This window comes from Mesorhizobium sp. M0601 (genome assembly GCF_040320845.1).
GTDB lineage: Bacteria > Pseudomonadota > Alphaproteobacteria > Rhizobiales > Rhizobiaceae > Mesorhizobium.
Genome location: NZ_JAMYQK010000003.1, coordinates 71,268 through 96,195, shown reverse-complemented (window position 1 = coordinate 96,195; position 24,928 = coordinate 71,268). Strand labels below are relative to the sequence as shown.

The 24,928-nt window shown below is 63.1% G+C and carries 27 protein-coding genes, 1 tRNA gene and 1 riboswitch; of the genes, 20 read left to right on the top strand and 8 right to left on the bottom strand.

Annotated elements, in window-relative coordinates; translation table 11 throughout:
- Positions 1–347 precede the first annotated feature (347 nt).
- Positions 348–1,091 carry a lipoyl(octanoyl) transferase LipB gene (lipB, locus tag NKI41_RS04555; protein ID WP_352450002.1) on the bottom strand — a complete coding sequence of 248 codons (744 nt, stop codon included), beginning with the start codon at positions 1,089–1,091 and terminating at the stop codon, positions 348–350.
- Between the two features lie 175 nt (positions 1,092–1,266).
- Here lipB and NKI41_RS04550 point away from each other — a divergent pair.
- Together NKI41_RS04550 and NKI41_RS04545 are read left to right on the top strand one after the other, a co-directional pair.
- Positions 1,267–1,351 (top strand) — tRNA-Leu (locus NKI41_RS04550).
- 454 nt (positions 1,352–1,805) lie between these two features.
- On the top strand, positions 1,806–2,873 hold the full coding sequence (locus NKI41_RS04545) for a cyclic nucleotide-gated potassium channel (RefSeq protein ID WP_352470245.1): 1,068 nt from the start codon (positions 1,806–1,808) through the stop codon (positions 2,871–2,873).
- Between the two features lie 345 nt (positions 2,874–3,218).
- Here the strand turns inward: NKI41_RS04545 and NKI41_RS04540 are convergent, their stop codons facing one another.
- Complete coding sequence (locus tag NKI41_RS04540) at positions 3,219–4,130, bottom strand: phosphatase PAP2 family protein (protein WP_352681873.1); 912 nt, start codon at positions 4,128–4,130, stop codon at positions 3,219–3,221.
- Between the two features lie 345 nt (positions 4,131–4,475).
- Here NKI41_RS04540 and NKI41_RS04535 point away from each other — a divergent pair, with 345 nt between their 5' ends.
- The 4 genes from NKI41_RS04535 (at position 4,476) to NKI41_RS04520 (ending at position 7,546) form a co-directional block, all read left to right on the top strand.
- On the top strand, positions 4,476–4,793 hold the full coding sequence (locus NKI41_RS04535; protein WP_023676569.1) for an ArsR/SmtB family transcription factor: 318 nt from the start codon (positions 4,476–4,478) through the stop codon (positions 4,791–4,793).
- A complete protein-coding gene (locus NKI41_RS04530; protein ID WP_352681663.1) occupies positions 4,790–5,272 on the top strand; it encodes an SRPBCC family protein in 483 nt (160 codons plus the stop codon). The genes NKI41_RS04535 and NKI41_RS04530 overlap by 4 nt, the downstream gene beginning before the upstream one ends.
- 350 nt (positions 5,273–5,622) lie before the next feature.
- Positions 5,623–7,020, top strand: a complete 1,398-nt coding sequence (gene mgtE / locus NKI41_RS04525; protein ID WP_502894205.1) for a magnesium transporter — start codon at positions 5,623–5,625, stop codon at positions 7,018–7,020.
- Between the two features lie 139 nt (positions 7,021–7,159).
- Positions 7,160–7,546: a MerR family transcriptional regulator gene (locus NKI41_RS04520; protein ID WP_023676566.1), complete on the top strand. Its 387-nt coding sequence runs from the start codon at positions 7,160–7,162 to the stop codon at positions 7,544–7,546.
- Between the two features lie 18 nt (positions 7,547–7,564).
- On the opposite strand, the gene NKI41_RS04515 is transcribed toward NKI41_RS04520, so the two are convergent.
- The 3 genes from NKI41_RS04515 to NKI41_RS04505 form a co-directional block, all read right to left on the bottom strand.
- Positions 7,565–8,071 (bottom strand): methyltransferase family protein, encoded by a 507-nt coding sequence (locus NKI41_RS04515; RefSeq protein WP_352470249.1) that lies wholly within the window; start codon positions 8,069–8,071, stop codon positions 7,565–7,567.
- Positions 8,072–8,087: 16 nt separating this feature from the next.
- A complete protein-coding gene (locus NKI41_RS04510; RefSeq protein ID WP_352681661.1) occupies positions 8,088–9,086 on the bottom strand; it encodes a heparan-alpha-glucosaminide N-acetyltransferase in 999 nt (332 codons plus the stop codon).
- Between the two features lie 218 nt (positions 9,087–9,304).
- A complete protein-coding gene (locus tag NKI41_RS04505; RefSeq protein WP_352470251.1) occupies positions 9,305–9,697 on the bottom strand; it encodes an SRPBCC family protein in 393 nt (130 codons plus the stop codon).
- A gap of 123 nt (positions 9,698–9,820) precedes the next feature.
- Positions 9,821–10,018, top strand: a riboswitch (cobalamin riboswitch).
- 36 nt (positions 10,019–10,054) lie between these two features.
- Here NKI41_RS04505 and NKI41_RS04500 point away from each other — a divergent pair.
- From NKI41_RS04500 to NKI41_RS04480, 5 genes are all read left to right on the top strand, one after another.
- Positions 10,055–10,234, top strand: a complete 180-nt coding sequence (locus NKI41_RS04500; protein WP_023676561.1) for a CbtB domain-containing protein — start codon at positions 10,055–10,057, stop codon at positions 10,232–10,234.
- Between the two features lie 15 nt (positions 10,235–10,249).
- Entirely contained in the window at positions 10,250–11,032 is a 783-nt protein-coding gene (locus tag NKI41_RS04495; RefSeq protein ID WP_352470252.1) for a CbtA family protein, read from the top strand.
- Positions 11,025–11,546, top strand: a complete 522-nt coding sequence (gene cobU / locus NKI41_RS04490) for a bifunctional adenosylcobinamide kinase/adenosylcobinamide-phosphate guanylyltransferase (protein WP_352681658.1) — start codon at positions 11,025–11,027, stop codon at positions 11,544–11,546. The genes NKI41_RS04495 and cobU overlap by 8 nt, the downstream gene beginning before the upstream one ends.
- A gap of 1 nt (position 11,547) precedes the next feature.
- A complete protein-coding gene (gene cobO, locus NKI41_RS04485; protein ID WP_352681657.1) occupies positions 11,548–12,165 on the top strand; it encodes a cob(I)yrinic acid a,c-diamide adenosyltransferase in 618 nt (205 codons plus the stop codon).
- 498 nt (positions 12,166–12,663) lie between these two features.
- Complete coding sequence (locus NKI41_RS04480; protein WP_352470255.1) at positions 12,664–12,978, top strand: hypothetical protein; 315 nt, start codon at positions 12,664–12,666, stop codon at positions 12,976–12,978.
- A 27-nt stretch (positions 12,979–13,005) separates the two neighbouring features.
- On the opposite strand, the gene cbiB is transcribed toward NKI41_RS04480, so the two are convergent.
- Entirely contained in the window at positions 13,006–13,977 is a 972-nt protein-coding gene (gene cbiB / locus NKI41_RS04475) for an adenosylcobinamide-phosphate synthase CbiB (protein ID WP_352681655.1), read from the bottom strand.
- Between cbiB and cobD the strand changes: the two genes are divergently transcribed.
- The 3 genes from cobD to NKI41_RS04460 all read left to right on the top strand — a co-directional run bounded on the left by cobD (position 13,976) and on the right by NKI41_RS04460 (position 16,808).
- Positions 13,976–15,034, top strand: coding sequence for a threonine-phosphate decarboxylase CobD (gene cobD, locus NKI41_RS04470; protein WP_352681653.1), 1,059 nt, complete (start codon positions 13,976–13,978; stop codon positions 15,032–15,034). The two genes, cbiB and cobD, sit on opposite strands and share 2 nt — an antisense overlap.
- Positions 15,031–15,534 (top strand): tyrosine phosphatase family protein, encoded by a 504-nt coding sequence (locus NKI41_RS04465; protein WP_352681651.1) that lies wholly within the window; start codon positions 15,031–15,033, stop codon positions 15,532–15,534. The genes cobD and NKI41_RS04465 overlap by 4 nt, the downstream gene beginning before the upstream one ends.
- A gap of 62 nt (positions 15,535–15,596) precedes the next feature.
- Positions 15,597–16,808: a serine hydrolase domain-containing protein gene (locus tag NKI41_RS04460; protein ID WP_352681649.1), complete on the top strand. Its 1,212-nt coding sequence runs from the start codon at positions 15,597–15,599 to the stop codon at positions 16,806–16,808.
- A gap of 62 nt (positions 16,809–16,870) precedes the next feature.
- Here NKI41_RS04460 and NKI41_RS04455 read toward each other — a convergent pair whose 3' ends face one another.
- Together NKI41_RS04455 and NKI41_RS04450 are read right to left on the bottom strand one after the other, a co-directional pair.
- Positions 16,871–17,674: a creatininase family protein gene (locus NKI41_RS04455; RefSeq protein WP_352681647.1), complete on the bottom strand. Its 804-nt coding sequence runs from the start codon at positions 17,672–17,674 to the stop codon at positions 16,871–16,873.
- A gap of 57 nt (positions 17,675–17,731) precedes the next feature.
- A complete protein-coding gene (locus NKI41_RS04450) occupies positions 17,732–18,115 on the bottom strand; it encodes a RidA family protein (RefSeq protein WP_352681645.1) in 384 nt (127 codons plus the stop codon).
- 375 nt (positions 18,116–18,490) lie between these two features.
- Between NKI41_RS04450 and NKI41_RS04445 the strand changes: the two genes are divergently transcribed.
- The 6 genes from NKI41_RS04445 (at position 18,491) to NKI41_RS04420 (ending at position 24,926) form a co-directional block, all read left to right on the top strand.
- Positions 18,491–19,495: an ABC transporter substrate-binding protein gene (locus NKI41_RS04445; RefSeq protein ID WP_352681643.1), complete on the top strand. Its 1,005-nt coding sequence runs from the start codon at positions 18,491–18,493 to the stop codon at positions 19,493–19,495.
- A gap of 3 nt (positions 19,496–19,498) precedes the next feature.
- The gene (locus NKI41_RS04440) at positions 19,499–20,341 is read left to right on the top strand and encodes an ABC transporter ATP-binding protein (protein WP_352681641.1); all 843 of its coding nucleotides are present in this window, start codon (positions 19,499–19,501) and stop codon (positions 20,339–20,341) included.
- On the top strand, positions 20,328–21,179 hold the full coding sequence (locus NKI41_RS04435) for an ABC transporter permease (RefSeq protein ID WP_352681639.1): 852 nt from the start codon (positions 20,328–20,330) through the stop codon (positions 21,177–21,179). Before NKI41_RS04440 ends, NKI41_RS04435 begins: the two co-directional genes overlap by 14 nt.
- A gap of 241 nt (positions 21,180–21,420) precedes the next feature.
- On the top strand, positions 21,421–22,722 hold the full coding sequence (locus tag NKI41_RS04430) for a cytosine deaminase (protein WP_352681871.1): 1,302 nt from the start codon (positions 21,421–21,423) through the stop codon (positions 22,720–22,722).
- Positions 22,722–24,119, top strand: a complete 1,398-nt coding sequence (locus NKI41_RS04425; protein ID WP_352681869.1) for an FAD-binding oxidoreductase — start codon at positions 22,722–22,724, stop codon at positions 24,117–24,119. Before NKI41_RS04430 ends, NKI41_RS04425 begins: the two co-directional genes overlap by 1 nt.
- Positions 24,120–24,344: 225 nt before the next feature.
- A complete protein-coding gene (locus tag NKI41_RS04420) occupies positions 24,345–24,926 on the top strand; it encodes an NAD(P)H-dependent oxidoreductase (protein WP_352681637.1) in 582 nt (193 codons plus the stop codon).
- Positions 24,927–24,928: the final 2 nt, after the last annotated feature.

The following is a 24,928-nucleotide window of genomic DNA, read 5'->3' as shown; positions in this document are numbered from 1 at the left end:
GTGCGCCGTCCCGCCGCTTTCGCGCGCCTGTCGGCCGCGAAACGCTCGGCATTTCCCTCTCAACCCTTTCTTAACCCTGTCGAAATGACCGAGCGCAATTCCGGTGACGGCCGGACTGCGGTCGTTGACATTCGAACAAAATTAGAACAAAATACGAACATACTAACAACAGGAGAGAGTTATGACCGATCTTGTTCAGGATGTCGTCTCGCTGGTGTGCATGAGCACGTTCCTCATTTCCATGGCAATCTGGATCGGCGCGATGTGAGGATTGAGCTCAAGGGCGGACTCGATGCTGATGAGCGAGGGCCGCCTTCGCATATTGGCGCAGGCATTGGGCGAGTGTTTCAGCCGGCCTTGCGGGATACTTCGACAGGCGACACCGCGGCGGGCCCGAACACGTCCTCGAAAGCGGATTTCAGCGCCAGGTCGAGGTCGGCCATGGTTACGGGAAGGCCGAGGTCGACAAGGCTGGTGACGCCGTGATCCTGGACGCCGCACGGCACGATGCCGCTGAAATGGCTAAGGTCCGGCTCGACATTGATGGCGATGCCGTGAAAGCTCACCCAGCGCCTCAGCCTGATGCCGATGGCGGCGATCTTGTCCTCGGCCGCCGAGCCGTCGGGCAAAGCGGGGCGGTCCGGCCGAACCACCCAGACGCCGACGCGGTCCTCGCGGCGTTCGCCGCGTACGTTGAAGGCGGCCAGCGAGCCGATGATCCATTGTTCGAGTGCGGCGACGAAGGCGCGGACATCCTCGCGCCGCCGCTTCAGGTCGAGCATGACGTAGGCGACGCGCTGGCCCGGCCCATGATAGGTGTATTCGCCGCCACGCCCGGCGGCAAAGACCGGGAAACGGTCCGGCTCGATCAGGTCCTCGATGCGGGCGCTGGTGCCGGCGGTGTAGAGCGGCGGGTGCTCGACCAGCCAGACCATCTCACCGGCGGCGCCGCTGCGGATTGCCTCGGCGCGCGCCTCCATCACGGCGAGCGCATCGGGATAGGCGGTGAGCCCGGGCTCGATGCGCCATTCGACCGGCGCCGAGCCGGGCAAGGGCAGGAACGACGTGGCGATCTGGCTGCGTTCTGTCATGATATCTCGTCTCGCCACTCATATGGCGGCAATCGGTACAAACGTCCAGTTCCGGCACGTTCGGCCCTTGAACAGTTATGCCGATGTCCGGCCGATTATTGCTGGCCGCGCACTTGTTTCACCGGAAACGATTTGCTACACGCCGCGGGCCGGTTGGTTCCGGCTCCTACCACGTGCGGTCGTGGCGGAATTGGTAGACGCGCAGCGTTGAGGTCGCTGTGGGGCAACCCGTGGAAGTTCGAGTCTTCTCGACCGCACCATTAAATTCGAAAGCGGAACCTCTAACCCGTTGAATTCGAGCACGGCGGGGAGCGTCCTTGTCAGGGCGCGAGGCTTTTTGCCTGGTTGCGATCACGAATGTGGCCCAGTGAAGAAGCAATCGGCGCGCGGAGCCATCTATGCGGTTGGCGTGCAAACTATTCGCGCACCAAGCGTCCGGTTGCCCACCAGATCACAAATACAACAACGATCGATGCGTAGCCGTTCACGGCATGGTGGCAGCCAGTGTACACCGATCCGTACAGGATCAGGGCTGCAAAGGTCCAACCGAGAACGAGCCGGCGCTGGGTGTGGTTCGAGGGGCAGCTCGATCTCGACGCTGATCGGATGGTTCATGGCCTATGGTCCAGCGACGATCGCAGCGAAAATAAGCACCTTTGCGCTTGCCTTGAAGGCATCCTATTCTGGCGGGTAGTATCCGCTCGTGGGCATAGAATGTCGGTACTGCCTTTCTTAAGAATTTACGCGCCGCTCAACGCGGTGCTGGCTGCGACTGGGCTTGTGGCGGTGGCTACGCTCACGACACCGGACCTGTCCGGACGAAGCAGACTGGCTTTGGCTGCCGTGCTGGCGGTCATTTGGGGCGTCTATCTCCTGGAATTGGCCGAGAAACTGCTCAAGCGCCGGGCGGGAGACGTTCGGGACAGGACGCCGGCAATCGCCATTGATGTGCTCGCGGTTTTGGTTCCACTCGCCGCATTTCTGCTCGTCGGCACGCCCGACCGGAGCCTCTACTGTGCTGTCTGGCTGCTGAAACCGCTGCGCGACTCAACTTTCTTCCCGCTGCTGGGCAGAATCCTGACCAACGAAGCGCGCAACCTGATCGGCGTCGCCACGGTCTTCGGCATCGTTCTTTTCGGTTTTGCGCTCGCAGCCTATGTCATCGAGCGCGACGTCCAACCGCAACAGTTCGGCAGCATCCCCCAGGCAATGTGGTGGGCGGTGGTCACGCTGTCCACCACCGGCTATGGCGACGCTATTCCGGAAAGCTTCGCCGGCCGCGTCCTTGCCGGGGCGGTCATGATGAGTGGCATCGGCATCTTCGCGCTCTGGGCTGGCATTCTTGCCACCGGCTTTTATCAAGAAGTCCGTCGCGAGGATTTCGTCCGCAATTGGCAATTGGTCGCCGCCGTGCCGTTGTTTCAGAAGCTCGGACCGGCCACACTAGTCGAGATCGTGCGCGCATTACGACCTCGCATCGTGCCGGCGGGCGCTGTGATCTGCCGCAATGGCGAGACCGGTGACCAGATGTTCTTCGTCGTGGAGGGGCGCGTCAGCGTCGCGACGCCGAACCCGGTGGATCTGGGCCCTGGCGCCTTCTTCGGCGAGATGGCGCTGATCACCGGCGAACCGCGCTCGGCGACCGTCAGCGCCACAACGGTGGTCTCACTCCTGTCGCTACACTCGGCGGATTTCCAGATGCTGTGCAGCAGCAGCCCGGAGATCGCAGAAACCATCCGCAAGACCGCGCTCGAGCGGCGCGGCGCGGCAGCTAAGGGTTGACCGTACTAGGTGTTCGTCAGAGGAGGATGTGATGGCAAGGCTGCCAGCTGCCTGCCGATGGTGGCTGGCTGGAACTACATGCTTTGCCGCTGCCGACCCATCCTCAATACAAATCGCCACGGAATCGTAGAAAAATGCTTTAAAAATCAACGCGGGAGGCGTTGCGGCGCTGCATCTCGACCGCACCATTAAATTCGAAAGCGGAATCTCTTGCCCGTTGAAATTCGAGCACGGCAGGGAGCGTCCATGTCGGGGCACGTGCTTTTTGCCTGATTGCGGTCGCGAGTTTGGCTTATGCGAAGTGGCCATCGGTAGGCATGGCCATCTATCGACAAGCGCACATAACTATTCGCGCACCAGGCGTCCGGTCGCCCACCAGATCACCGATACAACAACGATCGATGCGTAGCCGTCCACGGCATAGTGCCAGCCGGTGAACACCGATCCGTACAGGATCAGGGCTGCAAAGGTCCAACCCAGAACGCCAAGCCAGCGATTGATCGATGACAGCAAATAGGCGTTCAATGCGGCAAAGGCGACATGCATGCTTGGCATGGCCGAGATGCCGCCGCCAAGACTTGGCCGGCCGCTTTGGTAAGCCATCAGGAGATATGCCGCGGGTTCCCGCACCATGTAACTATGGTCCAGCCTGTCCAAGGCCACATTCAATCCGTGGAAGCGATCCACGCCGACAAAATGGTGGTAGTAAACCGGTCCGACCGATGCCAGCGCCACGGCCAAGACCGTTCCGAGGACGGACAACGTCAGCGCTGCTGCGCAGAGATAGCGGATGCGGGCAATCTCGTCCGACCAGAGCGACACGAAAAGGATGGCGCCGAACCACTGGTAAAACCAAATGACTTCATAGCTGTTGAAGACGACGAACGACCAATTGTTGCTGTCGAGCTTATGGACGATCTCCCATGGCGGCATCCCGTGCAGCCATTCATCAGCGTCGGCCAACCAGTTGTCGGCATAGTATGGGACGACGGACGGGATGGCGATCTTGTAGGTAGAGAACGCGGTCAAGCTGGCAAAGAAGAACAGCAGCACCAGCAGACAACCGCGCCAGCGCCCTTGAACCAAATCCAGTGCGTAGCGAACCGGTTGCCGCCGGCCATGGATTAGCGCGGCACAGCAGACGCCGCCGATAAACAACACCGGAATGCCAACAAGAAACTTGTGAGAATAGATTAAGGCGGACGTATAGAATATTTCTGGATATAATACAGATGCGCCTAAAACGTATGTCGCCATGAACAAGGAGAGGCGCAATTGCCATATGGCGGAGGGCCTGTAGCGAGAGGCTTCCGTGGTTAGGGCCAAACCAATTTACCTGTTCTTAACGTTTCGCCGGAGAGACACATACACCGGTAAGGTAAAAACCTTGCTGCCAGGTTTACTTTTCGCCGGTGGTCGACATTTGCCGGCCGGCCCGCATGCGGTGGATCGATTCCCTGAGCAGTCTTGCATCCGCATCGCTGTCCATGCCCCCGCGTGAAGGAATTGCCCCGGAGCCTCGGGGCCGAGCCGGCCGGTTGCTTGAACACGGGCCGCCACGCCCTCGGTTGACGTATCATAAGTTTTAGCTTATCATAAGTCATGATTTATGATTATGCAGGAATGGTGGCCTTGGCCGATCCGACGCGCCGCAAGGTGTTCGAGCTCATCGCCGATCGGCCACGCTCGGTCATAGATCTGACGCGAGTGCTTCCGGTCTCGCAGCCGGCGGTATCGCAGCACCTCAAGGTCTTGAAGGAAGCCCGGCTGGTCCGCGCAGAGCCGAAAGGTGCCAGCAACATCTATCATCTCGACCCGCATGGGCTCGGCGAGATGCGTGCCTGGCTCGACCGCATGTGGGGCGATGCGCTCGACGCCTTCAAACGGGAAGTCGACAACAGCAAGGAGAAGAGGAAATGACGACCATGATCAAGCCCGCGCCGGTCAGGAAGTCGGCGACGGTGGAGGTGCCGCTCGACAAGGCATTCGATGTGTTCACCACAGGATTCGGGCGCTGGTGGCCGGCTTCGCACTCGATCGGCAAATCCGCCCTGACGACCGCGGTGATCGAACCGAAAGCCGGCGGCCGCTGGTACGAGATCGACGAGGATGGGTCACAATGCGATTGGGGCGAGGTTCTCGCCTGGGATCCGCCGTCCAGGCTGACGCTCGCCTGGCGCATTGGAGCCGGCTGGCGCTACGATCCGGCATTGCTGACCGAAGTCGAGATCCGCTTTGTCGCGCTCGGCGAGAACGCGACGCGTGTGGAACTCGAGCACAGGCTTCTGGAGAACATGGGCGAAACCGCAGAGGCGATGCGCGAGGCCTTCGAATCCGAGGGTGGCTGGAGCGGTCTCCTGGACCGCTATGCGGCTGAGGCCAAGGGCCACGCCGCCTGATCGGGAAGCCGTTAAGTCCAATATCCAGCGAGGCCGTCGCACCGTCGGCCTCGCCGTTTTTGAATCAGTGTCGATCTGCCCATCTGGTTGACCGGGGCAGGGAGATACGCTGCCCTTTACCTGCCGCCGGGAAGGTTTGCAGCGCCGCAGGTTTGTAGAACGCCTCTCCTCCTACCATCCGGTATGCGCCGCGTCGTTTGGACGCGCGAACGGCGCTGTAGCAATTTGTCGTTGTGCATGGTCCTTTCGCAAAATCGATTCCGATTGTCAGGATCATGGTCTAGACCTGACAGGCACCTTATCCGGAAATCCGATGGCGGGAGGCGCTGGTGGAAGGCCAGGACGAACAGATGACCGGCGCCCGGGCGGCCGAGGAGCGCCGCGCCGACATCTATGACGAGGACGGCGTCATCCTGTCGTCGTTCCTCGCCCAGATCGGTGCCGCGATCGCCGATCGCGATACGCTGACGCTGAAGCGTGAAGTCGACGATCTGCACCAGTCGGAACTCGGCCACCTGCTCGAGGCCCTGCACCCGGAACAGCGACGCGCGCTGGTCGAATTGCTGGGCAAGGATTTCGATTTTTCCGCGCTGACCGAGGTTGACGAGGCGATCCGCCGCGACATCGTCGACAGTCTGCCCAATGCGCAGATCGCCCAGGCGGTGCAGGATCTCGATTCCGATGACGCGGTCTACATTCTCGAAGACCTCGACCAGGAGGACCAGGACGAGATCCTGTCGCAGCTGCCGTTCACCGAGCGGATCAGGCTGCGGCGTTCGCTTGACTATCCCGAAGAGACCGCCGGCCGCCGCATGCAGACCGAGTTCGTCGCGGTGCCGCCGTTCTGGACGATCGGCCAGACCATCGACTACATGCGCGAGGACAACAATCTTCCCGACCGTTTCAGCCAGATCTTCGTCATCGATCCGAGCTTCAAGCTGCTCGGCGCCATCGACCTCGACCAGATCCTGCGTACCAAGCGCTCGGTCAAGGTCGAAGAGGTCATGCATGAGACCAGGCATGCCATCCCGGCCACCATGGACCAGGAGGAGGCGGCACGCGAATTCGAACAATACGATCTTCTGTCCGCCGCCGTCGTCGACGAGAACGAGCGGCTGGTCGGCGTGCTGACCATCGACGACGTCGTCGACGTCATCCAGCAGGAGGCCGAGGAAGATCTGCTGCGCATGGGCGGCGTCGGCGACGAAGAACTCTCGGACAGCATCTTTTCGACCTCGCGCTCGCGCGTGCCGTGGCTGCTGGTCAATCTTTTGACGGCTTTCCTGGCGGCCTCGGTGATCGGCCTGTTCGACCGCACCATCGAGCATATCGTGGCGCTGGCGGTGCTGATGCCGATCGTCGCCGGCATGGGCGGCAATGCCGGCTCGCAGACCATGACGGTCACGGTGCGGGCGCTGGCGACCAGGGACCTCGACATCTACAATGCCGGCCGCATCATCCGCCGCGAAATCGGGGTGGGCTTCATCAACGGCATCATCTTTGCCATCCTGATCGGCCTCGTGGCTGCTGCCTGGTTCCACGATCGCAATCTCGGCGGCATCATTGCGGCTGCGATGATCATCAATATGTTCGTGGCGGCTCTGGCGGGCATCCTTATCCCGCTGCTGCTCGACCGCTTCAAGATCGATCCGGCTGTGGCTTCGGCGGTTTTCGTCACCACGGTCACCGATGTCGTCGGTTTCTTTGCCTTTCTCGGGCTCGCCACATGGTGGTTCGGCGTGCGCTGAACGTCACCTCAATTGACTTTTACGTAAATGCCATGCGAGGCTTTGAAAGGTGCCTTGTCCGCCGATTCTGGTACGCGCCTGGGCGCCGGCGGCGCCGGCCAGTTGGAACTCGCGGCGTGGCCGGGGCATTGGAGTGACGATGCGGGAATATTATTCGATCACGGAGCTGACCCGCGAATTCGACGTGTCGACGCGGACGTTGCGCTTCTATGAGGACGAAGGGCTGGTGCAGCCGGTAAGACGCGGCCGCACGCGGCTGTTCCGTCCGTCGGACCGGCATCTCATCCGCCAGATCATGCGGGGAAAAAGACTCGGCTTCTCGATCAACGAGATCCGCGAGATCATCCAGATGTACAGGGAGCCGCCCGGCGAGGTAGGCCAGCTCAAACTGATGATCAAGCGCATCGAGGAAAAGCGCGAGGATCTTCGCCAGAAACGCCGCGACCTCGAAGAGACCCTGGCAGAGCTCGACCAGGCCGAGGAATCCTGCGTCGAGCGGCTGGTGGAGCTCGGCGTCACCACCTAAGCCGGTGTCAGCCTCGGCTCAAATCCAGCGCCGCACCCTTTTGGCGTAGTCCCGGTATTTCTTGCCGAATTTGGCCGTCAGCACCTTCTCCTCGCTCTCGATCGTCAGCTTCTGCGTCAGGAACGCCGCGATGACTGCCAGCGGCAGGAACCAGGCGATCCCAGTGACAAAGGCGAGGCTGACCAGCAGCAGCGTGTTGGCGAGGTAGATCGGGTTGCGGCTGACGGCGAAGGGTCCGGTGGTCACCAGATGGTCAGGCACGCCGTTCGGGTTGAGCGTCGTCTTGGCGCGGATCATGGTGCGGATTGCCGTGAACCAGAGCGCGGCAACCGCCACCAACCCCACAAGGCCGGCGGCGAACAGGATGTCGCCGAGAAGATCGCCGATCCACGGCAGCGGATAGAACAGCCCTAGCGCGACGCTGACGATGATGGCAGCGATATAGATCAGCGGCGGCCATGGGATGTGCCCCAGCTTCGGCTGCCCAGGATTTTGCTGCATGGGTTTCGGGTGACTGTCGCTCATTATTGTCCTCCCTCGATTAGCGCGTTCCCGGTTCCGCCGCCTCGGTTTGGGCGGTGCAGGTGCCGGCGAGCTCGCCAATATGCGCCTTCCACTCCGGGGACTGGTCGTCGCTGTAGAGCCGGTCAAGCGAGGCTTCGCCCTGGAGAGTGTCCAGCATGCAGGCACAATAGCTGGAGCAGAACTCGGTGTCGCGTGCCTGCTCGCAGGATATCTGGCAGGATTTCAGAAAACGCACCTCCCTGGTTTCGGCCTGCGCCGGCATGAATTGCGAAAACAGCCAGACCGAGCCGATCAGCACCGGCTGATGGATCAGATAGAAAGCAAGGCTGTGCCGGCCGATGAAGACCAGCGGATTTGCCCAGCGGCCGGGCGCCAATGCCGACAGCCGCGTCAGCGCGCCGGAGGTGGCAGCGAGCTTGGTAACCGCGATGCCGGCAAGTACGGCGCCGAACCAGGGCAGCAGCGGAACGTAGTCGTTGGAGCGCGGGTTGGTCGCCGACAGGCCGACCCACCACAAAGACGGATGATCGAAAAGCTCGGATCGCAGGTAGAAAGGCGCGGCAATAGCGAGGGCCGCCACGGCAAGCGTCAGCAGCGCCGGCAGGCGCAGGAACGCCAGGCCGAGCAGGCTGGCGAGCGCGATCTCATGCAATATGCCGAAGAAGATGAAGCCGTCGGGCGTGGCGATGCGGGTGACCAGCGATATTGCGAGCGCTGCCCCGGCAACCATGGCGAAGCGCTTCCAGAAGCCGGTCCAGCGGATTTTTTTGCCATGGGCGAGATAGAGGCTGATGCCGACCAGGAACAGGAAGCTCGAGGCGATGCAGCGCGCGTAGATTTTCCACCAGCCGAAGGCGGTGAGGCCGGGATCGGTGTAGCCGAAGAATTCGAGGTCCCAGGTGAAATGATAGCTCGCCATGGCAAGCAAAGCGATGCCGCGTGCAATGTCGATAACGGCGATGCGCTTCGACTTCGGTTGATCCTGAACGGCTGCGGTCGGCGTGTCGATGCTCATGGTTTCGCTGTCTTGGTTCAGCCCCGGCAAGACGACTATCACGGTTGCCACCGTCAAAAGAAGCAGGGCCTTGCGTCGCGTTGGCGCCGGTCGGCATCAGGGCTGCTTTAGGCCAGAGCCGGAAAGCCTTTGGCCGGCGTGCTGGCGTTCTTCGGCCTGGGCGCGGTTTTCGCGACGCTCGGGCTGCTGGCGGTGGCCTGCGGCTTCGTCACCTGGCGTTATCTGCCCAAATCGCTTTGATGTGCGAGCGCCGCATGGCGCTCGCGCACCCAGTTGTGGAAGCGGTGCAAGTCGTATTCCTCGGGCATCAGCACGCCGGTCTTATGGCGCATCGAGCGCAGGCCCATCTGGTTGACCTCGCAGATATCAGCATCCTCCTCCAGCACCTGGGTACCGAACGCGACGATGTTGTCGATATCGGCGGCCGGATCGGCGAGCGCTTCGCGTCGCGGCAGACGAGCAGCCAGTTGCGATACCAGATCGCCTCGAGATCGCGCTGATAGGCTGCGATGTCCCAATAGGCTGTTTGACGGCAGCGTCGGCTCGGGCCGCGTCAGGCCGTTGTAGGGATCGCTTGTTCGGGCTGGGTTGCATGCCGGCTTCCTCCCCATCCGCCAGCCGACACCCGGCTGCGAAAATTGTCAATCGCGGCGCCGGTCTGCGAACTTGGCGAGGCGGCGCATTCGCCACACGATCCGGCGGAATTTGGTTTGCCGGGCGCGGCGATTCTGCCTATAGTCGCTGATGTCGTCGGTTCCGTTTGGAACCAAGAGGGAATGCGGTGCGGGCGAAATTGTTTGCCCAATGCCGTGGCTGCCCCCGCAACTGTGTGCGGTAGTCCTCTCCATATGCCACTGAAGGTTCGCCTTCGGGAAGGTGGGGAAGGGCGCTGATCCGCGAGCCAGGAGACCTGCCGGCGACAGGAAACTGACTTCTATGCCCTCGGGTGGAGGGCGAAAGGACAAGACATGAATACCGCTTCCGTTTCGCTCGGCGCTTCCGCCTCCTCGCAGTCGCGTCTCATGCAACTGGCGCTTGCTGCATTCCTCGGCATTTTCGTCATGGGCTTTGTCGGCTTCTCGCATATCGATGCGGTCCACAATGCCGCGCACGACTATCGCCATTCGATGGGCTTTCCCTGCCACTGACAAGGGGCTGACATCATGACACTGTTTCGCAACGTCGTGTTCATCGCGGCGATCGCAGGGCTTGTGGCCGGCGTGGCTCTCGCCTGCATGCAAGCCTATGCCACGGTGCCGCTCATCCTGAAGGCGGAAATCTACGAACAGGCCGGCGGCGGCCATGACCATGCCGCGGCACCTGCGGCACCGGCCGAAAACGCCGCGGGCACGACGGCTATGAGCAGCGCCGCGCCGGCACCGGCTGAAGCAATGGCTCCGGCGGAAGGCGAAGGCTGGGCGCCGGCCGACGGTTTCGAACGCTTCGCCTTCAGCGTCGTTGCCAATATCGTCACCGGCATCGGCTTCGCGCTGGTCCTGGTTGCGGTTTCGGAATTCGCCGGCGGCATCGGCAACTGGCGCCAGGGCGTGTTCTGGGGGCTTGCCGGCTTTGCCGTGTTCACGCTGGCGCCGGGCCTCGGCCTGCCGCCGGAACTGCCGGCGATGCCGGCGGCCGACCTTGTCCAACGCCAGATCTGGTGGTGGGCAACAGTGGTGGCGACCGCCGCCGGGCTCGGCCTTATCGCCTTCCGCAGATCGTTGCCGCTGGCGATCCTTGCCGTAGCGTTGATCATGGCGCCGCATATTGTCGGCGCGCCGCAGCCCGATAGCTTCGAGACCGCGATCCCGGAAGGCCTGCACCACCAGTTCGTGGTGGCGGTGACGCTGACCAATCTGGTGTTCTGGCTGGTGCTCGGCGCGGTCGTCGGCGTGGTGCGCGGACGCTTCACGGGCACGGCGACCAGCCTGCGCGACAGCTTTGCCTGACCGCGCTGCCGGGGCACTGACCCTGGTCATCGGCGGTGCGCGCTCCGCCAATAGCGCGCATGCCGAGAGCCTGGTGACGGTCGGCCCGCCGCCTTGGAGCTATATCGCCACGGCGCAAGCCTATGACGAGGAGATGCGCCAGCGCATCGCGCTGCACCGCTCGCGCCGCGGCGCCGGCTGGACGACCATCGATGCGCCGCTCGACCTTGCCGGCGCGATCGGAGCGCTGCCTGACGGCCAGCCGGTGCTGATCGATTGCCTGACGCTGTGGCTGACCAACCATATGCTGGCCGACCATGATGTCGAGGCCGAATGCCGGAGGCTGGCCGATGTGCTGTCGCGGCCGCGTGGGCCGTGGTTCGTGGTGTCCAACGAGGTCGGCCAGGGCATCGTGCCGGACAATGCGCTGGCAAGACGGTTTCGCGATGCCGCCGGCCGGCTGAACCAGGACGTCGCCGCCGTTGCCGGCACCGTGCTTTTGATGGTGGCGGGGCTGCCGCTCAAGGTGAAATGACATGGCTGATACTATCGATGCCAAGGACGAGGAACGCCACCGCGCCAAGATGGCCAAGCGCAAGGCGGTGCAGGACGCAGAGGTCGCGGCCAAGACGGTCGAGAAGGGGCTGCTGATCGTCAACACCGGACCGGGCAAGGGCAAAACCACGGCCGCCTTTGGGCTGGCACTCAGGATGCTCGGCTATGGCAAGCGCGTCGGCGTCGTTCAGTTCATCAAGGGCAAATGGCATACCGGCGAGAAGGACGCGTTTGCTAGTTTTGGCGATCGTGTCGTCTGGCACGCCATGGGCGAGGGCTTTACCTGGGAGACACAGGACCTGAAGCGCGACATCGCGGCGGCCGAGGCTGCCTGGGCGAAAGCGCTGGAGCTGATGGCCGAGCCGTCGATCAGCCTCGTGGTGCTCGACGAGCTGAACATCGCGCTGCGCTACGACTACCTCGATCTCGAAAAGGTGGTCGCGGCGCTGAAGGCGCGTCGCGAAGGCCTGCATGTCGTCGTCACCGGCCGCAACGCCAAACCGGTATTGGTCGAGGCGGCCGATCTGGTCACCGAGATGGGCGTGACCAAGCACCACTTCTCCGCCGGCGTGAAGGCGCAGCAGGGGATCGAGTTCTGAGGGGTGTTGCTGGCGCCTCTTCTTCCTTCTCCCCTTGTGGGAGAAGGTGGATTGGCGCGCAGCGCCAAGACGGTTGAGAGGTGCTGGCCGGGGCGCTGTTGGTGCCAAGCTGGAACACCCCTCATCCGGCCGTTTCGCGGCCACCTTCTCCCACAAGGGGAGAAGGGAAAGCCGCACGAAGCGGCTCGCCCCTGGAATGGTAAGGGTGAGGGGCAGCGCCGACCTGAAGCGATCATTTGAGGCGTAGCCCTATTTTGTTCTTGCTTTGTGCCGGCAGCTATGCTACTAATTTTGGTATGGTGCTAATTGGCTCCAACGACCCGCCGCATGGCGGGTTTTTGTTTCGCCTGAGATCGGGCGAAGATCACAACAGAATTACGACCGTCGAGATTACCCCAAACAGTGCGATCAGCAGAAAGTCGGCGATCCGGTAGAGTTTCAGTGCCGCCGGATGTCAGGGGATAGAGTTCTGGTCGCTTGCGAAGCTGGAGATTGTTCGTGGACCAGGCGGTAATCGTCTATCTTATTCTCAATGATGGTCAGTTTGGTGCCGCTGACGAACGCGAATCCATTTATGCGCTCGAGGATCGGCTAGAGAAAGCTATCGAGGATGCATCGGTCGGCGAGTTTGACGGTGACTTGTTTGGTGAAGGCGAATGCATCCTCTACATGTATGGGCCAAACGCTGAACGACTTTTTGTCGTAGTCGAACCCTTATTGAAATCTTCTCCCGTAGCTGCCGGTGGGTACGCGATCAAAAGGTTTGGCGTGGAAGCCGATCCGAGCGCAAAGGAAGTCCGTGTTACCTGGTAGGTCGGGTTTGCCGACCCATTCGGACGTTCACGCGGCGATGACGATCACCGCGATGATTCCGAACAGCGCGATCAGCAGTAAGTCGGCGACGCGGTAGAGTTTCAGGGCCCGTCGGATGTCGGTGCTCTCGACATCATCGCGCCGGCCGCCGTCGCCCATCAATGCGTCTTCGACCATCACGCCGTCATAGGAACGGGGGCCGGCGAGCGCCAGGCCGAGCCCGCCGGCCATCGCTGCTTCCGGCCAGCCGGCGTTGGGCGAGCGGTGTTTTTTCGCATCGCGCCGCACGGCGTGCCAGGCGCCCTTGGCGTCGGCGCCCTTGACCAGAAAAGCGGCGAGTACGATCAGCAGCGCCGTCAGCCGCGACGCCGGCAGATTGATCCAATCGTCGAAGCGCGCCGCCGCCCAGCCGAAGGCTTCGTGGCGCGGGGTGCGATGGCCGATCATCGAATCGGCGGTGTTGGCGGCCTTGTAGGCGACGCCGCCGGCGAGCCCGCCGATACCGAGCCAGAAGGCCGGAGCGACGACGCCGTCGGAGAAATTCTCGGCCAGGCTTTCGATCGCGGCGCGGCAGACAGCGGCCCTGTCGAGCTTTTCCGGGTCGCGACCGACGATCCGCGAGACGGCAATGCGGCCCATATCCAGTCCGCCGCTGTCGAGTGCGTCGGCGACCGCTTCGACATGCTCGGCCAGGCTCTTCTGCGACAGCAGCGACGTCGCCAGGATTGCGGTGACCAACAAGCCGAGGGGAATGCTCCAAAGCAAGGTTTCGAGCCAGAGGGCGAGGGCGGCCGGCACCAGCACGATCACCAGCAGCGCGACGACGCCCCAGCCGCGACGGTGGGCGTCGGAATCAGTGGCGCGGTTGAGCCTGCGGTCGAGAAAGGATATCAGCCTGCCGAACCAGGTGACGGGATGGCCAATGGCATCGAAGAGCCGGGCCGGGTAGCCGAGTACAAGTTCGATGGCCAGCGACAGGAAAGTGATCAGGATCGGCATGAAGTCTCTTGATGGAGTGACGGCGGCAGTGGACCACGGCGGAAGCCTTGGCCGGGCGAGGGCGCTTTTCCCTCACGCGCCGCTGCCTTTCGTCGACCTCTCGACCGGGATCAATCCGCACTCCTACCCGCTTTTCGATTTGCCCGCCACCGCCCTGTCGCGATTGCCGGAAACAGCGCGCAGCCGCGACTTGGCTGAACTCGCGGCAAGCGCCTATGGCGCCCCGTCGGCGGCGAATGTCGCAGCGGCGCCCGGCACGCAGATCCTGTTGCCGCGCGTCGCTTCCCTGGTCAGCCCGGGCACGGCGCTGGTGCTCGGGCCGACTTATGCCGAGCATCGGCGGGCAGCGGCGATCGCCGGCCATGCGGCGGCTGAAGTCGATGATTTCGAAGCCCTGGCGGCGGCCGACCTTGCCGTCGTCGTCAATCCCAACAACCCGGACGGGCGCGTCGTCGAGCGCGAAAGATTGCTTCGACTTGCCGGGACATTACGCGCCAGAGGCGGGCTGCTGGTGGTCGACGAGGCCTTCATGGATGTCGGCCCGCGCAGCGAAAGCCTGGCCGGCGACGTCGACCAGGGCGGCATCGTCGTGCTGCGTTCGTTCGGTAAGTTCTTCGGCCTGGCCGGCCTGCGGCTTGGCTTTGCACTGGCCGATGCGCTGACGGTCGAGCGGCTGGAGGCGCAGTTCGGGCCATGGGCAGTTGCCGGGCCGGCGCTCGAATATGGCATAAGGGCGCTTGCCGATACCGGCTGGCAGGCCGGGATGCGGCGCCGTCTGGCCGAGGATGCCGCACGGCTCGATACGCTGTTCGGCCGCTTCGGCGTGCCTGTCGCCGGTGGCACCGCGTTGTTCCGCTATGTCAGGCTGGCGAACGCCGCCGGCCTATTTTCGGTGCTCGGCCAGCGCGGCATCCTGCTTCGGCATTTCGCCGATCGTCCGGATGTGCTGCGCGCCGGCCTGCCGGGAGCCGACGAAGAATGGCGGCGGCTCGAATCCGCACTTGCCGGCTGGGCCCCGCGGCGCGACGATGATGCCAAGGGAGAAACGATCCAATGATCCATGTCTGCTCGCTGTCCAAAGTCGAGGAAACGGTAACGAAGACCGGGGCCGGGCGGCTGCTTTCGCTGCTTGCCGCCGGAACGGAGGTGATGCGACCGGCCTCGATCACCAGGGAAAACCATCTGCATCTGGTCATGCACGACATTGCGGTAGCGCAGGAGGGCATGACGATGCCGGGCGAGGAGCATGTCGTGAACCTGCTCGATTTCGCACGCCAATGGGATCGCTCGCGGCCGCTGGTGGTGCATTGCTATGCCGGCATCAGCCGCTCGACCGCTTCGGCCTATATCATCGCGGCAGCGCTGGCGCCGAAGCGCGACGAGGCCGAACTGGCCGAGACGCTGCGCGCGCTGTCGCCCACGGCGACACCCAATCCGCGGCTGATCGCAATTGCCGACGCACTGCTCGATCGCAGGGGCCGGATGATCGAAGCGATCCAGGCGATCGGGCGCGGCGCGGATGCTTTCGAAGGCACGCCGTTCGAATTGAAAATCTGAGCCTAAAAACAAATTCCAGGAAAAGTGCGCAGGAGTTCTAGCACACGGCCAAGGGGCGAATGATGATCGGGAGAATTTTGGCCATCGTTGTTGGCGTGGTCTGCGCGACAGGCAGCGCCATGGCCGCGTCCATGCCGGCTCTCAAGTCGATCGACCTGGCAGCGCTCCAAGCCACTGTCGAGGGTTTGGCCAAAGAACTTATGCTGCCCGGTGCCATGGTTTTGCTCAAGACTCCGCGGGGCAACCTCGTCTTCGGCTACGGTACGACTGAACTGGGTGCCACGAACCCGCCGCGCGCCGATACCCACTTCCGTGCGGCCTCGAACACCAAGACGATGACGGCCGCTGTAATCGTGCAACTGGTGCAGGAGGGGAAACTGAGCTTCGCCGATCTGATCTCGAAATACGTCCAGCGCGTTCCCAACGGCGACGAGATAACCATTCGGCAGCTCATAACAATGCGGAGCGGCCTCCCTAACTTCACCAATGCGCCGGAACTTGCCGGAAGCCTGGACAAGTATCCTTATAGGGTCTGGACCGCTGATGAAGTACTCGGCATGGCGTTCAAACGGCCGCCGGACTTCGCGCCGGGTGCCGAATTCGAGTACAACAACACCAACTACTATCTGCTCGGCCTTGTTGCCGAGAAGATCGACGGCAAGCCGCTCTCGACCATCTTCCGGGACCGCCTGTTCGGGCCGCTCGGCATGAAGAACACGGCGTTGCCGCCGAGCACGTCGAACGCCATCCCCGAGCCATACTCAAACGGCTATCTCTACGGCAGTACGTCGTACGCCCTGGCTGATGCGCCCTATCCGGACGACCTCCAGGCTGCGGCCAGGGCGGGAACGCTCAAGCCCAACGACGACACATGGCAGAACCCGTCCGCCTACTTTGCGGCTGGCGGAGTCATCTCCACCGCGGATGACCTCGCGACCTGGATGCGCGCGCTGGTCGGGGGCAAGCTCTTCAATGCCGACTTCCAGCGGCAGTGGCTTGCAAGCCCTGAGGCGCCGGAGCCGGGCGAACCCGCCATGCAAAAATACGGCTATGGCATCCTAACGCTGACCTTCGGGCGTAACGAAATCTACTATCACGAAGGCGAGATGCCCGGTTACCAGTCCTTCATGGGCTACGATCCGGCCAATGACGTGACCCTGGTCATATGGACCAACCTGACTCTCGCGCTCGACGGCCAGGCGACCGCCAACACCTTGATGGTGAAGATACTGGACGAAATCTACACGGTGTCGCCGCTTCAAGAGGTGAAGTGAGGATCCTCGCGCGAATGGAATCGCTCCTCGTGAGCGAGGCCTGAGCTGGTGGGATCAAACACCTAAGCCAACCAATCCGCCAGCTTTGCATTGCGCACGTCCCTCAGCAGGCCAATGAAGCCGTCGGCCTGATGCTCGGCGGTGAGCTGGCCTTTTTCGGCGGTTGCAACGCTGGCGTCACCGACCACGCCATTCGGGTTGAGATCGCTGGCGATCCAGGCGAAGGCGTGCGTTCCGGTGTGGCGCAGCAGCGCAAATTCCTTTTCGGCGCGGGCGACCTTGGACACGAAATTGTCGGCCTTGGCCATGTCGACGAGATCGGGCCGGAAATGCAGCATCAACGAGGTCTCGACGTCGCCGCCATGAATGCCGTGGCGGTCCTCGAGCTCGGTGTACATGCCGGCCGGCCGGCCAAAACGCTGCCAGCTGGTCTTTACCGCCAGCATCTTTGTCCGCACGCGCAATTCGCGGGTGACGATGCCCATGATCTCCTCATTGCCGCCATGCGAGTTGACGACAATCAGTTTTCGGACGCCGGCGCGCGCGACCGACAGGCCAAGTTCGGTCCACGCCTCGACCAAGGTCGTCGCCGGCAAAGTGAGGGTGCCCGGTGCGTGCAAATGTTCGTTCGACTTGCCTACCGCCTGGACCGGCAGGATGCGGATGTCGAGATCGCCGGGCAGGCGCGCGATCACCGTTTCCAGCATGCCGTTCATGATCGAGGTGTCGGTCGAGACCGGCAGATGCGGGCCGTGCTGCTCAATTGCGGCCAGCGGCAGAACGGCAATGGTCGCCTCAGGATCGACGGTCGCGTATTCGGTGGTCCGGTAGTCACCCCACCATACGCGTTTTTTTGCAGCGGTCATGTCATGCCCTCTTGAACCGACAAGCCCAGACCTAACGCGGGAACGATCGGCTGTCGATCATCCCGCCGCAATGACCTCGATCTCGACCTTGAATTCCGGCCGGGCAAAACCGGATACGATCATCAGCGTCGAGGCGGGCGCAGGGCTGGCGAACAGCCGGTCGCGAACCTCCATATAGGGGCGCAGGAAGGCGCGGTCGGTGACGTAGGCATTGATGCGGACGATGTCGGACAGGCCGAGCCCCGCCTCGCCGAGAATCGCCGATATGTTCTGGAAACAGAGTTCGGTTTGGGCGCTGGCCCCTTCCGGGATCTGGTCATCCGCTGTGATCGCGACCTGGCCCGAACACAGAACCAGCCGCTTTCCGGGCGGCAGTTCGACGCCATGGCTGTAGCGGGCGAAGGGCGGCTTGATCGACTTCGGCGTGAGAAATTTGAACATGGCAATCTCCGTTCGCGGCAGCCTATCGCATCGGCCCGAAAATCGGGATCGATTTTCGGAAAGCACGATGCGAAGATTCAAAGTTTTAGAGTGTACTTTGTGCGTCCAAGTGGACGCGCGTCGCTCTAAGGCCGGATCGATGCGGGCATCAAGATGGCGGTGCATGTCACGAGGGCGATTGTGGACAGGCGATCAAAAAATAGGCACGATGCCTTTCGTACAGCATGACCCGTCCGGCTCGCGCCGCCATTGCACAGGCGGGCTGCACAAGCGGGCGGTCCCGGCGCAACGCGCCGGTGGCATGTGTCTTGCTTCTTGAAACAATGGTGTCGAGCCCGGCGCGTGACGCGCCGGAGCGAACAAAGGGTGGTGTGGATGTACGGAAAACTCAAGATTTCGGCGGGCGTGATCGTGCTGCTTGGCGCAGGCACGCTTGCCGCGGCAGCGAACGAAAAAGTCACCTTCGGCACCAACTGGCTGGCCGAGCCGGAGCATGGCGGTTACTACCAGGCCGTGGTGGACGGCACCTATGCCGCCTGCGGCATCGACGTGACGATCATGCAGGGCGGCCCACAGGTCAGCGGCCGGCCGCTGCTGCTGGCCGGCAAGATCGATTTCTACATGGGCGGCAACCTGCTGTCGGCCTTCGATGCCGTGCAGCAAGGCATACCGATGCGCGTCGTGGCGGCCGACTTCCAGAAGGACCCGCAGGTCATCATGTCCCATCCCGGGCAGGGGCTGGATAAATGGGAAGACCTGAAGAATGCCGACCAGTACATCCTCGGCGACGAAGGTGCGCAGACCTTCTTCCAGTGGATGGTCACCGACCTCGGCTTCGATGCCGCCAAGCGCGTGCCCTACACCTTCAACCCGGCGCCGTTCATCGCCAACAAGAAGTCGATCCAGCAGGGTTACGTCACCTCGGAGCCATTCGCCGTCCAGAAGCAGGGCGGTTTCACGCCGAACCAGTTCCTGCTGGCCGACTATGGCTGGGACACATATGCGACGACGGTCGAGACCATGCAGGAGACGGTCGACAAGCGGCCCGAGGTGGTCCAGTGCTTCGTCGATGGCTCGGCCAAGGGCTGGTACAATTATCTCTACGGCGACAACAAGGCCGCCAACGAGATGATCAAGAAGGAAAATCCGGACATGACGGATGAGCAGATCGCCTTCTCGATCGAGCAGCTGAAGAAGTTCGGCGTGGTCGATTCCGGCGACAGCGAAAAGCTCGGCATCGGCGCCATGACCGATGCGCGCATCCAGAGTTTCTACGACAAGATGGTCAAGGCCAAGGTCACACCGGCGGGCATCGACATCAAGAAGGCCTACACGCTGGCCTTCGTCAACAAGAGCGTCGGGCTCGACCTGAAGAAGTAGGCCGTGAAGCTGGAGAAAGTGGCGCAACAGCCAGGAAGCGTATCGGGGCCGACGCTGTTGGCGCTGCGCGGTGTCGGCAAGGTGTTTTCCAACGGCGTCACCGCGCTCAGCAATGTCGAGCTGACGATCCGGGAAGGCGATTTCCTCAGCCTGCTCGGACCGTCCGGCTGCGGCAAGTCGACGGCGCTGCGGCTGATTGCCGGCCTGTCGACGCCGACCTCGGGCGTGCTCGACTGGCGCGGCAGCGGTGCCCTCGAGCGTTCGAATATCGGCGACCGTTCAAATATCGGCTTCGTCTTCCAGGAACCGACGCTGCTGCCCTGGGCCGACGTCTTCGACAATGTCTGGCTGCCGCTGCGGCTGAAGGGCGTGTCGCGTGCCAAGGCGGCGCCGGCGGTGATGGAGATGCTGGCGCGGGTTCACCTGACCGGCTTCGAGAAGGCCGTGCCGCGCGAACTGTCGGGCGGCATGAAGATGCGCGTCTCGATCGCCCGCGCCATGGTGACCAAGCCGCGCATTCTGTTGATGGACGAGCCGTTCGCCGCACTCGACGAGATCACCCGCTTCAAGCTCAACAACGACCTTCTCGAGCTATGGCAGGATGAGCGTTTTACCGTCGTTTTCGTCACCCACAGCGTCTTCGAAAGCGTATTCCTCTCCAACCGCATCGTCGTCATGGCGGCGCGGCCGGGCCGGGTGTTTGCCGAGCTTGCCGTCGATGCATCCTATCCGCGCGACGAGGCGTTTCGCACCTCGCCCGACTATGCCGCGCTCTGCCGCCAGGCATCCGACGTGCTGATCGGCGCCATCAACTCAACTGCCGGACCGCATCATGACGGCCTTTGAAGAACCAGTCCTGGCGCTCGACCCGGAGGAGGCGCGCCGCGTCCGCCAGGAGCGCTTCGAGCGCATCGGCAGATGGCTGCTGCCGCTGGCGATCATGATCCTGGCCATCTGGCTGTGGGACCGCATCTGTGTCTGGAACGACATCCCGAAATACATACTGCCGCGTCCCGGCGTGGTGCTGCAAACGCTGCACGACGATGCCGGGCTGCTGTTCTCCTCGCTGCTGGTGACACTCAGGATAACCTTCTTGAGCCTGCTTCTCGCCGTGGTCGGCGGTGTCGGGCTGGCAGTGCTGTTCGCTCAGTCGAAATGGGTGGAGATGTCGTTCTTTCCGTTCGCCATCGTGCTGCAGGTGACGCCGATCGTCGCGATCTTTCCGCTGATCAACATCTATGTCGACAACCAGACGACGAAGCTTTTGCTTTGCGCCTGGATCGTCGCCTTCTTCCCGATCCTCTCCAACACCACGCTCGGCCTCAATTCCGTCGACCGCAATCTGCGCGACATGTTCAAGCTCAACGGTGCGACCCGCTGGCAGCAATTGCGCTATCTGCGGCTGCCGGCGGCGATGCCTTATTTCCTCGGCGGGCTGAAGATCGCCGGCGGCCTGTCGCTGATCGGCGCGGTGGTGGCAGAGTTCGTCGCCGGCGCCACCGGCCAGTCGTCCGGCCTAGCCTCGCGCATCATCGAGGCCGGCTACCGGCTCAACGCACCAAGACTGTTCGCGGCGCTGATCCTGATCTCGCTCACCGGCATCCTGATCTTCCTGGTGCTGTCGCTGATTTCGCATCTCATTTTGCGACGCTGGCACGAGAGCGCGCTGAGGCAGGAGCGGTGATGGTGCCGTGTTTTGTAGGCAAAAGCTGCCTGTCGCCCATCCCGGCGTCAGCGCTGCCCCTCATCGCCCTGCCGGGCACTTCTCCCCGTATAGTGACGGGGAGAAGGACGCCTTCCTCGACGATCTCGCCCATCACCAGCGTTGCTGAAAGTGCGCCGCGGTCGCGGTCAGCCCCTTCTCCCCGTCTCTATACGGGGAGAAGGTGGCGGCAGCCGGATGAGGGGCAGCGATGACCTCTGCGATGATCCCCAAATCCGGCCAATTCGTCCTCTCCAAGGTCCGGCTTCACGCCTCCCTGACGATCGGCCTTGCCGCTCCTTCCGACGCCGACGGTTTTGCACTCGCAGATATCGCGGTCGCCGACGGCAGGATTTCCAGCATTGCGGCGCATCGGCGATCGGCAGCACCGGCAGCCGCCATCGACCTCGGCGGCCGTATCGTGCTGCCCTGCTTTGTCGACTGCCACACCCATATCGACAAGGGCCACATCTGGCCTCGAAAGCCCAACCCGGACGGCACCTTCATGGGCGCGCTGAACGCAACGGGCGCCGACCGGGCGGCGCGCTGGAGCGCCGACGACGTTGCCCGTCGCATGGATTTTTCGCTGCGCTGCGCCTACGCGCACGGCACCAGGGCGCTGCGCACGCATCTCGACAGCGTCGCGCCGCAGGAAGAGATCTCCTGGCCGGTGTTCGAGACGATGCGGGAGAAATGGCGCGGCCGCATCGAGCTGCAGGCGGCCTGCCTGCTCGGCATCGAAGGCGTGCGCGACAGGAAATGGTTCGAGAGGCTGGCCAAGCGGGTGGCTGCCGCCAAGGGTGTCCTCGGGGTCGTCACCTACATGGTGCCGGATCTCGAAGAATTGCTCGACCAGGTGTTCGCGCAGGCGATCAAGCACGGCCTCGACCTCGATTTCCACGCCGACGAGACCGACGATATCGCGGCGATCTCGCTGAAGAAAATCGCCGAAGCCGCCCTTTGGAACGGTTTTGACGGGAACATCCTGGTCGGCCATTGCTGCTCGCTGGCGCGCCAGCCCGACCTCGACGTGCTCGACACCCTGGACAAGGTCGCCAAGGCCGGCCTGGCGGTGGTGTCGCTGCCGATGTGCAATCTCTATCTGCAGGACCGGCGCGGCGACAGGACAACGCCGCGCTGGCGCGGGGTGACGCTGCTGCACGAGATGAAGGCGCGCGGCATTGCCGTCGCCGTCGCCTCCGACAATACGCGCGACCCGTTCTACGCCTATGGCGATCTCGACATGCTGGAGGTCTACCGCATGGCGACGCGCATCCTGCATCTCGACCATCCCGTCGCGGACTGGCCGCAAGCTGTCACCGCAACGCCGGCCAAGGTGATGCGGCTCGATGGTTTCGGCACGCTTGCCGCCGGAGCGCCGGCCGATTTCGTCGTCTTCAGGGGGCGAAGCTGGACGGAATTGCTGTCGCGGCCCGAATCGAATCGCATCGTCGTGCGCGACGGGCATGCGATCGAGCGCCAGCTGCCCGATTATGCCGAACTCGATGATCTGATGGTGGAATGATGGATATTGCGGCGCTCAAGCGCGACCTGGACGGCCTCAAGGTCGATGACCATCCGGCGATCGTCCAGCAGAAGAGCCGCGACTTCTACTGGTACAGCCCGGTGCTGAAGCAGCAGCTCGAGCACGTCACCGGTGACCTGATCGTGACGCCGAAAACCGAAGACGAGGTCGTCCGCATTCTCGCCGCCTGCCACCGGCACGGCATCCCGGTGACGCCGCGCGGCAGTGGCACCGGCAATTACGGGCAGGCGATGCCGCTGTCCGGCGGCGTGGTGCTCAATCTCGCCGAAATGAACGCGGTCAAGACGATCGCCCCCGGCCGTGTCGTCACCGGCCCCGGCGCCGTGCTCGCCGACATCGACAGAGCGACGCGGGCGCATTCCGGCCAGGAGCTCCGCATGTCGCCGTCGACCTACAACACCGCATCGATCGGCGGCTTCGTCGCCGGCGGCTCCGGCGGTATCGGCTCGATCCGCTGGGGCGGACTGCGCGACCTCGGCAACGTCATCCGGCTGAGGACCGTGACGATGGAGGCACAGCCGCGGGTCATGGAGCTCACCGGCGAGGACGTGCTGAAGGTGATGCACGCCTACGGCACCAACGGCATCATCACCGAAGTCGAGATGCCGCTGACCGCCAGCTATGACTGGATCGACGTCATCGTCGGCTTCGACGATTTCATGGATGCGGCCGGCTTCGGCAACGATCTCGCCATCCAGGACGGCATCCTGGCGAAACTGATCACACCGATCGCAGCACCCATCCCCTACGATTACTTCAAGCGCCACCAGCGGTTTTTCCGGCGCGGCCAAAGCATCGTCGTCCTGATGATCGCGCCGCATGCGATGGATGCCTTCCTCGCCTTCACGGCGCGCAGCAAGGGCGAGATCGTCTTCCGCGCCGACAAGGAGGCCGATCTCAAGGGATTGCCGCCGGCCTATGAGCTGACCTGGAACCACACGACGCTGCGTGCCATCCGGGTCGATCCGACGATCACCTACCTGCAGACCCGCTACCCGTCGCCGGACCACCTCGGCCACGTCAAGGCGATGGTCGACCGCTTCGGCGACGAGGTGCCGGGGCATCTCGAGTTCATCCGCTTCGACGGCGCCATCGGCATCGCAGGGCTGCCGCTGGTCCGCTTCACCACGGCGGAGCGGCTCGACGAGATCATCCGCATCCACGAGGATAATGGCTGCTGGATCTTCAACCCGCACCGCTACACGCTGGAAGAAGGCGGCATGAAGCGCACCGACGAGGTGCAGCTCGCCTTCAAACGCGAGACCGACCCGCAAGGCCTGCTCAATCCCGGCAAGATGATCGCCTGGGAGAACCCGGACTATGATTATCGCTCGGGCAAGTCGTTCCTGTTCAAGGGACTGGAGAAGGCGGTTTGAGACGATGACGGGCGTGTGGCGCTGTACCCCCCTCTGGCCTGCCCTCTTTGCCACCACTTGGCATCTCCCCCTCAAGGGGGGAGATTGGCAGTTCCATCGTCTCGACCATCTTCCAACGTCGTCGAGTGGCGAACGCGATACTGACAGCCGATCTCCCCACTTGAGGGGGAGATGCCCGGCAGGGCAGAGGGGGGTGCTTGGTGCCGACTTGCGAGATGTTCTCCTGTGAACATTCTCGTCCTCTATGCTCATCCTGTGGAGACCAGCTTCAATGCCGGCCTGCACCGGACCATCGTCGAGCGGCTGAAAGCGGCCGGCCATGTGGTCGACGATTGCGATCTCTATGCCGAGGGTTTCGATCCCAGGCTGACGCACGCCGAGCGGCTGTCCTATCACGACGCGCGCAGTGCCGGCGATCCGGCGGCGCCTTACGTCGAGCGCCTGTTGCGGGCCGAGGCGCTGGTGCTGTCGTTTCCGGTGTGGAACTTCGGCTATCCGGCCATTCTGAAAGGCTTTTTCGATCGCGTCTTCCTGCCCGGCGTGTCGTTCAAGCTGGTCGACGGCAAGGTGCAGCCGTCACTGCACAACATCCGCAAGGTGGTCGCGGTCACGACCTATGGCGGCAGCCGGTTCCGAGCCATGCTGATGGGTGACCCGCCGCGCAAGCTGGTCAAGCGGGTGCTGCGTGCGACGATCAAGCCCGGCGGGTCGGTTTCCTACCTTGCGCATTACTCGATGAACCTGTCGACCGAGGGCAGTCGGACGAGGTTCGTGGCGAAAGTCGCGGCCAGGATCGACGCGTTCTGAGG

Coding starts and splice junctions, on each gene's coding strand:
- lipB (WP_352450002.1), bottom strand. CDS start 1,091: ATGACAGAACGCAGCCAGATCGCCACGTCGTTCCTGCCCTTGCCCGGC.
- NKI41_RS04545 (WP_352470245.1), top strand. CDS start 1,806: ATGTCGGTACTGCCTTTCTTAAGAATTTACGCGCCGCTCAACGCGGTG.
- NKI41_RS04540 (WP_352681873.1), bottom strand. CDS start 4,130: ATGGCGACATACGTTTTAGGCGCATCTGTATTATATCCAGAAATATTC.
- NKI41_RS04535 (WP_023676569.1), top strand. CDS start 4,476: ATGATTTATGATTATGCAGGAATGGTGGCCTTGGCCGATCCGACGCGC.
- NKI41_RS04530 (WP_352681663.1), top strand. CDS start 4,790: ATGACGACCATGATCAAGCCCGCGCCGGTCAGGAAGTCGGCGACGGTG.
- mgtE (WP_502894205.1), top strand. CDS start 5,623: ATGACCGGCGCCCGGGCGGCCGAGGAGCGCCGCGCCGACATCTATGAC.
- NKI41_RS04520 (WP_023676566.1), top strand. CDS start 7,160: ATGCGGGAATATTATTCGATCACGGAGCTGACCCGCGAATTCGACGTG.
- NKI41_RS04515 (WP_352470249.1), bottom strand. CDS start 8,071: ATGAGCGACAGTCACCCGAAACCCATGCAGCAAAATCCTGGGCAGCCG.
- NKI41_RS04510 (WP_352681661.1), bottom strand. CDS start 9,086: ATGAGCATCGACACGCCGACCGCAGCCGTTCAGGATCAACCGAAGTCG.
- NKI41_RS04505 (WP_352470251.1), bottom strand. CDS start 9,697: ATGGGGAGGAAGCCGGCATGCAACCCAGCCCGAACAAGCGATCCCTAC.
- NKI41_RS04500 (WP_023676561.1), top strand. CDS start 10,055: ATGAATACCGCTTCCGTTTCGCTCGGCGCTTCCGCCTCCTCGCAGTCG.
- NKI41_RS04495 (WP_352470252.1), top strand. CDS start 10,250: ATGACACTGTTTCGCAACGTCGTGTTCATCGCGGCGATCGCAGGGCTT.
- cobO (WP_352681657.1), top strand. CDS start 11,548: ATGGCTGATACTATCGATGCCAAGGACGAGGAACGCCACCGCGCCAAG.
- cobD (WP_352681653.1), top strand. CDS start 13,976: ATGAAGTCTCTTGATGGAGTGACGGCGGCAGTGGACCACGGCGGAAGC.
- cbiB (WP_352681655.1), bottom strand. CDS start 13,977: ATGCCGATCCTGATCACTTTCCTGTCGCTGGCCATCGAACTTGTACTC.
- NKI41_RS04465 (WP_352681651.1), top strand. CDS start 15,031: ATGATCCATGTCTGCTCGCTGTCCAAAGTCGAGGAAACGGTAACGAAG.
- NKI41_RS04460 (WP_352681649.1), top strand. CDS start 15,597: ATGATCGGGAGAATTTTGGCCATCGTTGTTGGCGTGGTCTGCGCGACA.
- NKI41_RS04455 (WP_352681647.1), bottom strand. CDS start 17,674: ATGACCGCTGCAAAAAAACGCGTATGGTGGGGTGACTACCGGACCACC.
- NKI41_RS04450 (WP_352681645.1), bottom strand. CDS start 18,115: ATGTTCAAATTTCTCACGCCGAAGTCGATCAAGCCGCCCTTCGCCCGC.
- NKI41_RS04445 (WP_352681643.1), top strand. CDS start 18,491: ATGTACGGAAAACTCAAGATTTCGGCGGGCGTGATCGTGCTGCTTGGC.
- NKI41_RS04435 (WP_352681639.1), top strand. CDS start 20,328: ATGACGGCCTTTGAAGAACCAGTCCTGGCGCTCGACCCGGAGGAGGCG.
- NKI41_RS04430 (WP_352681871.1), top strand. CDS start 21,421: ATGATCCCCAAATCCGGCCAATTCGTCCTCTCCAAGGTCCGGCTTCAC.
- NKI41_RS04425 (WP_352681869.1), top strand. CDS start 22,722: ATGGATATTGCGGCGCTCAAGCGCGACCTGGACGGCCTCAAGGTCGAT.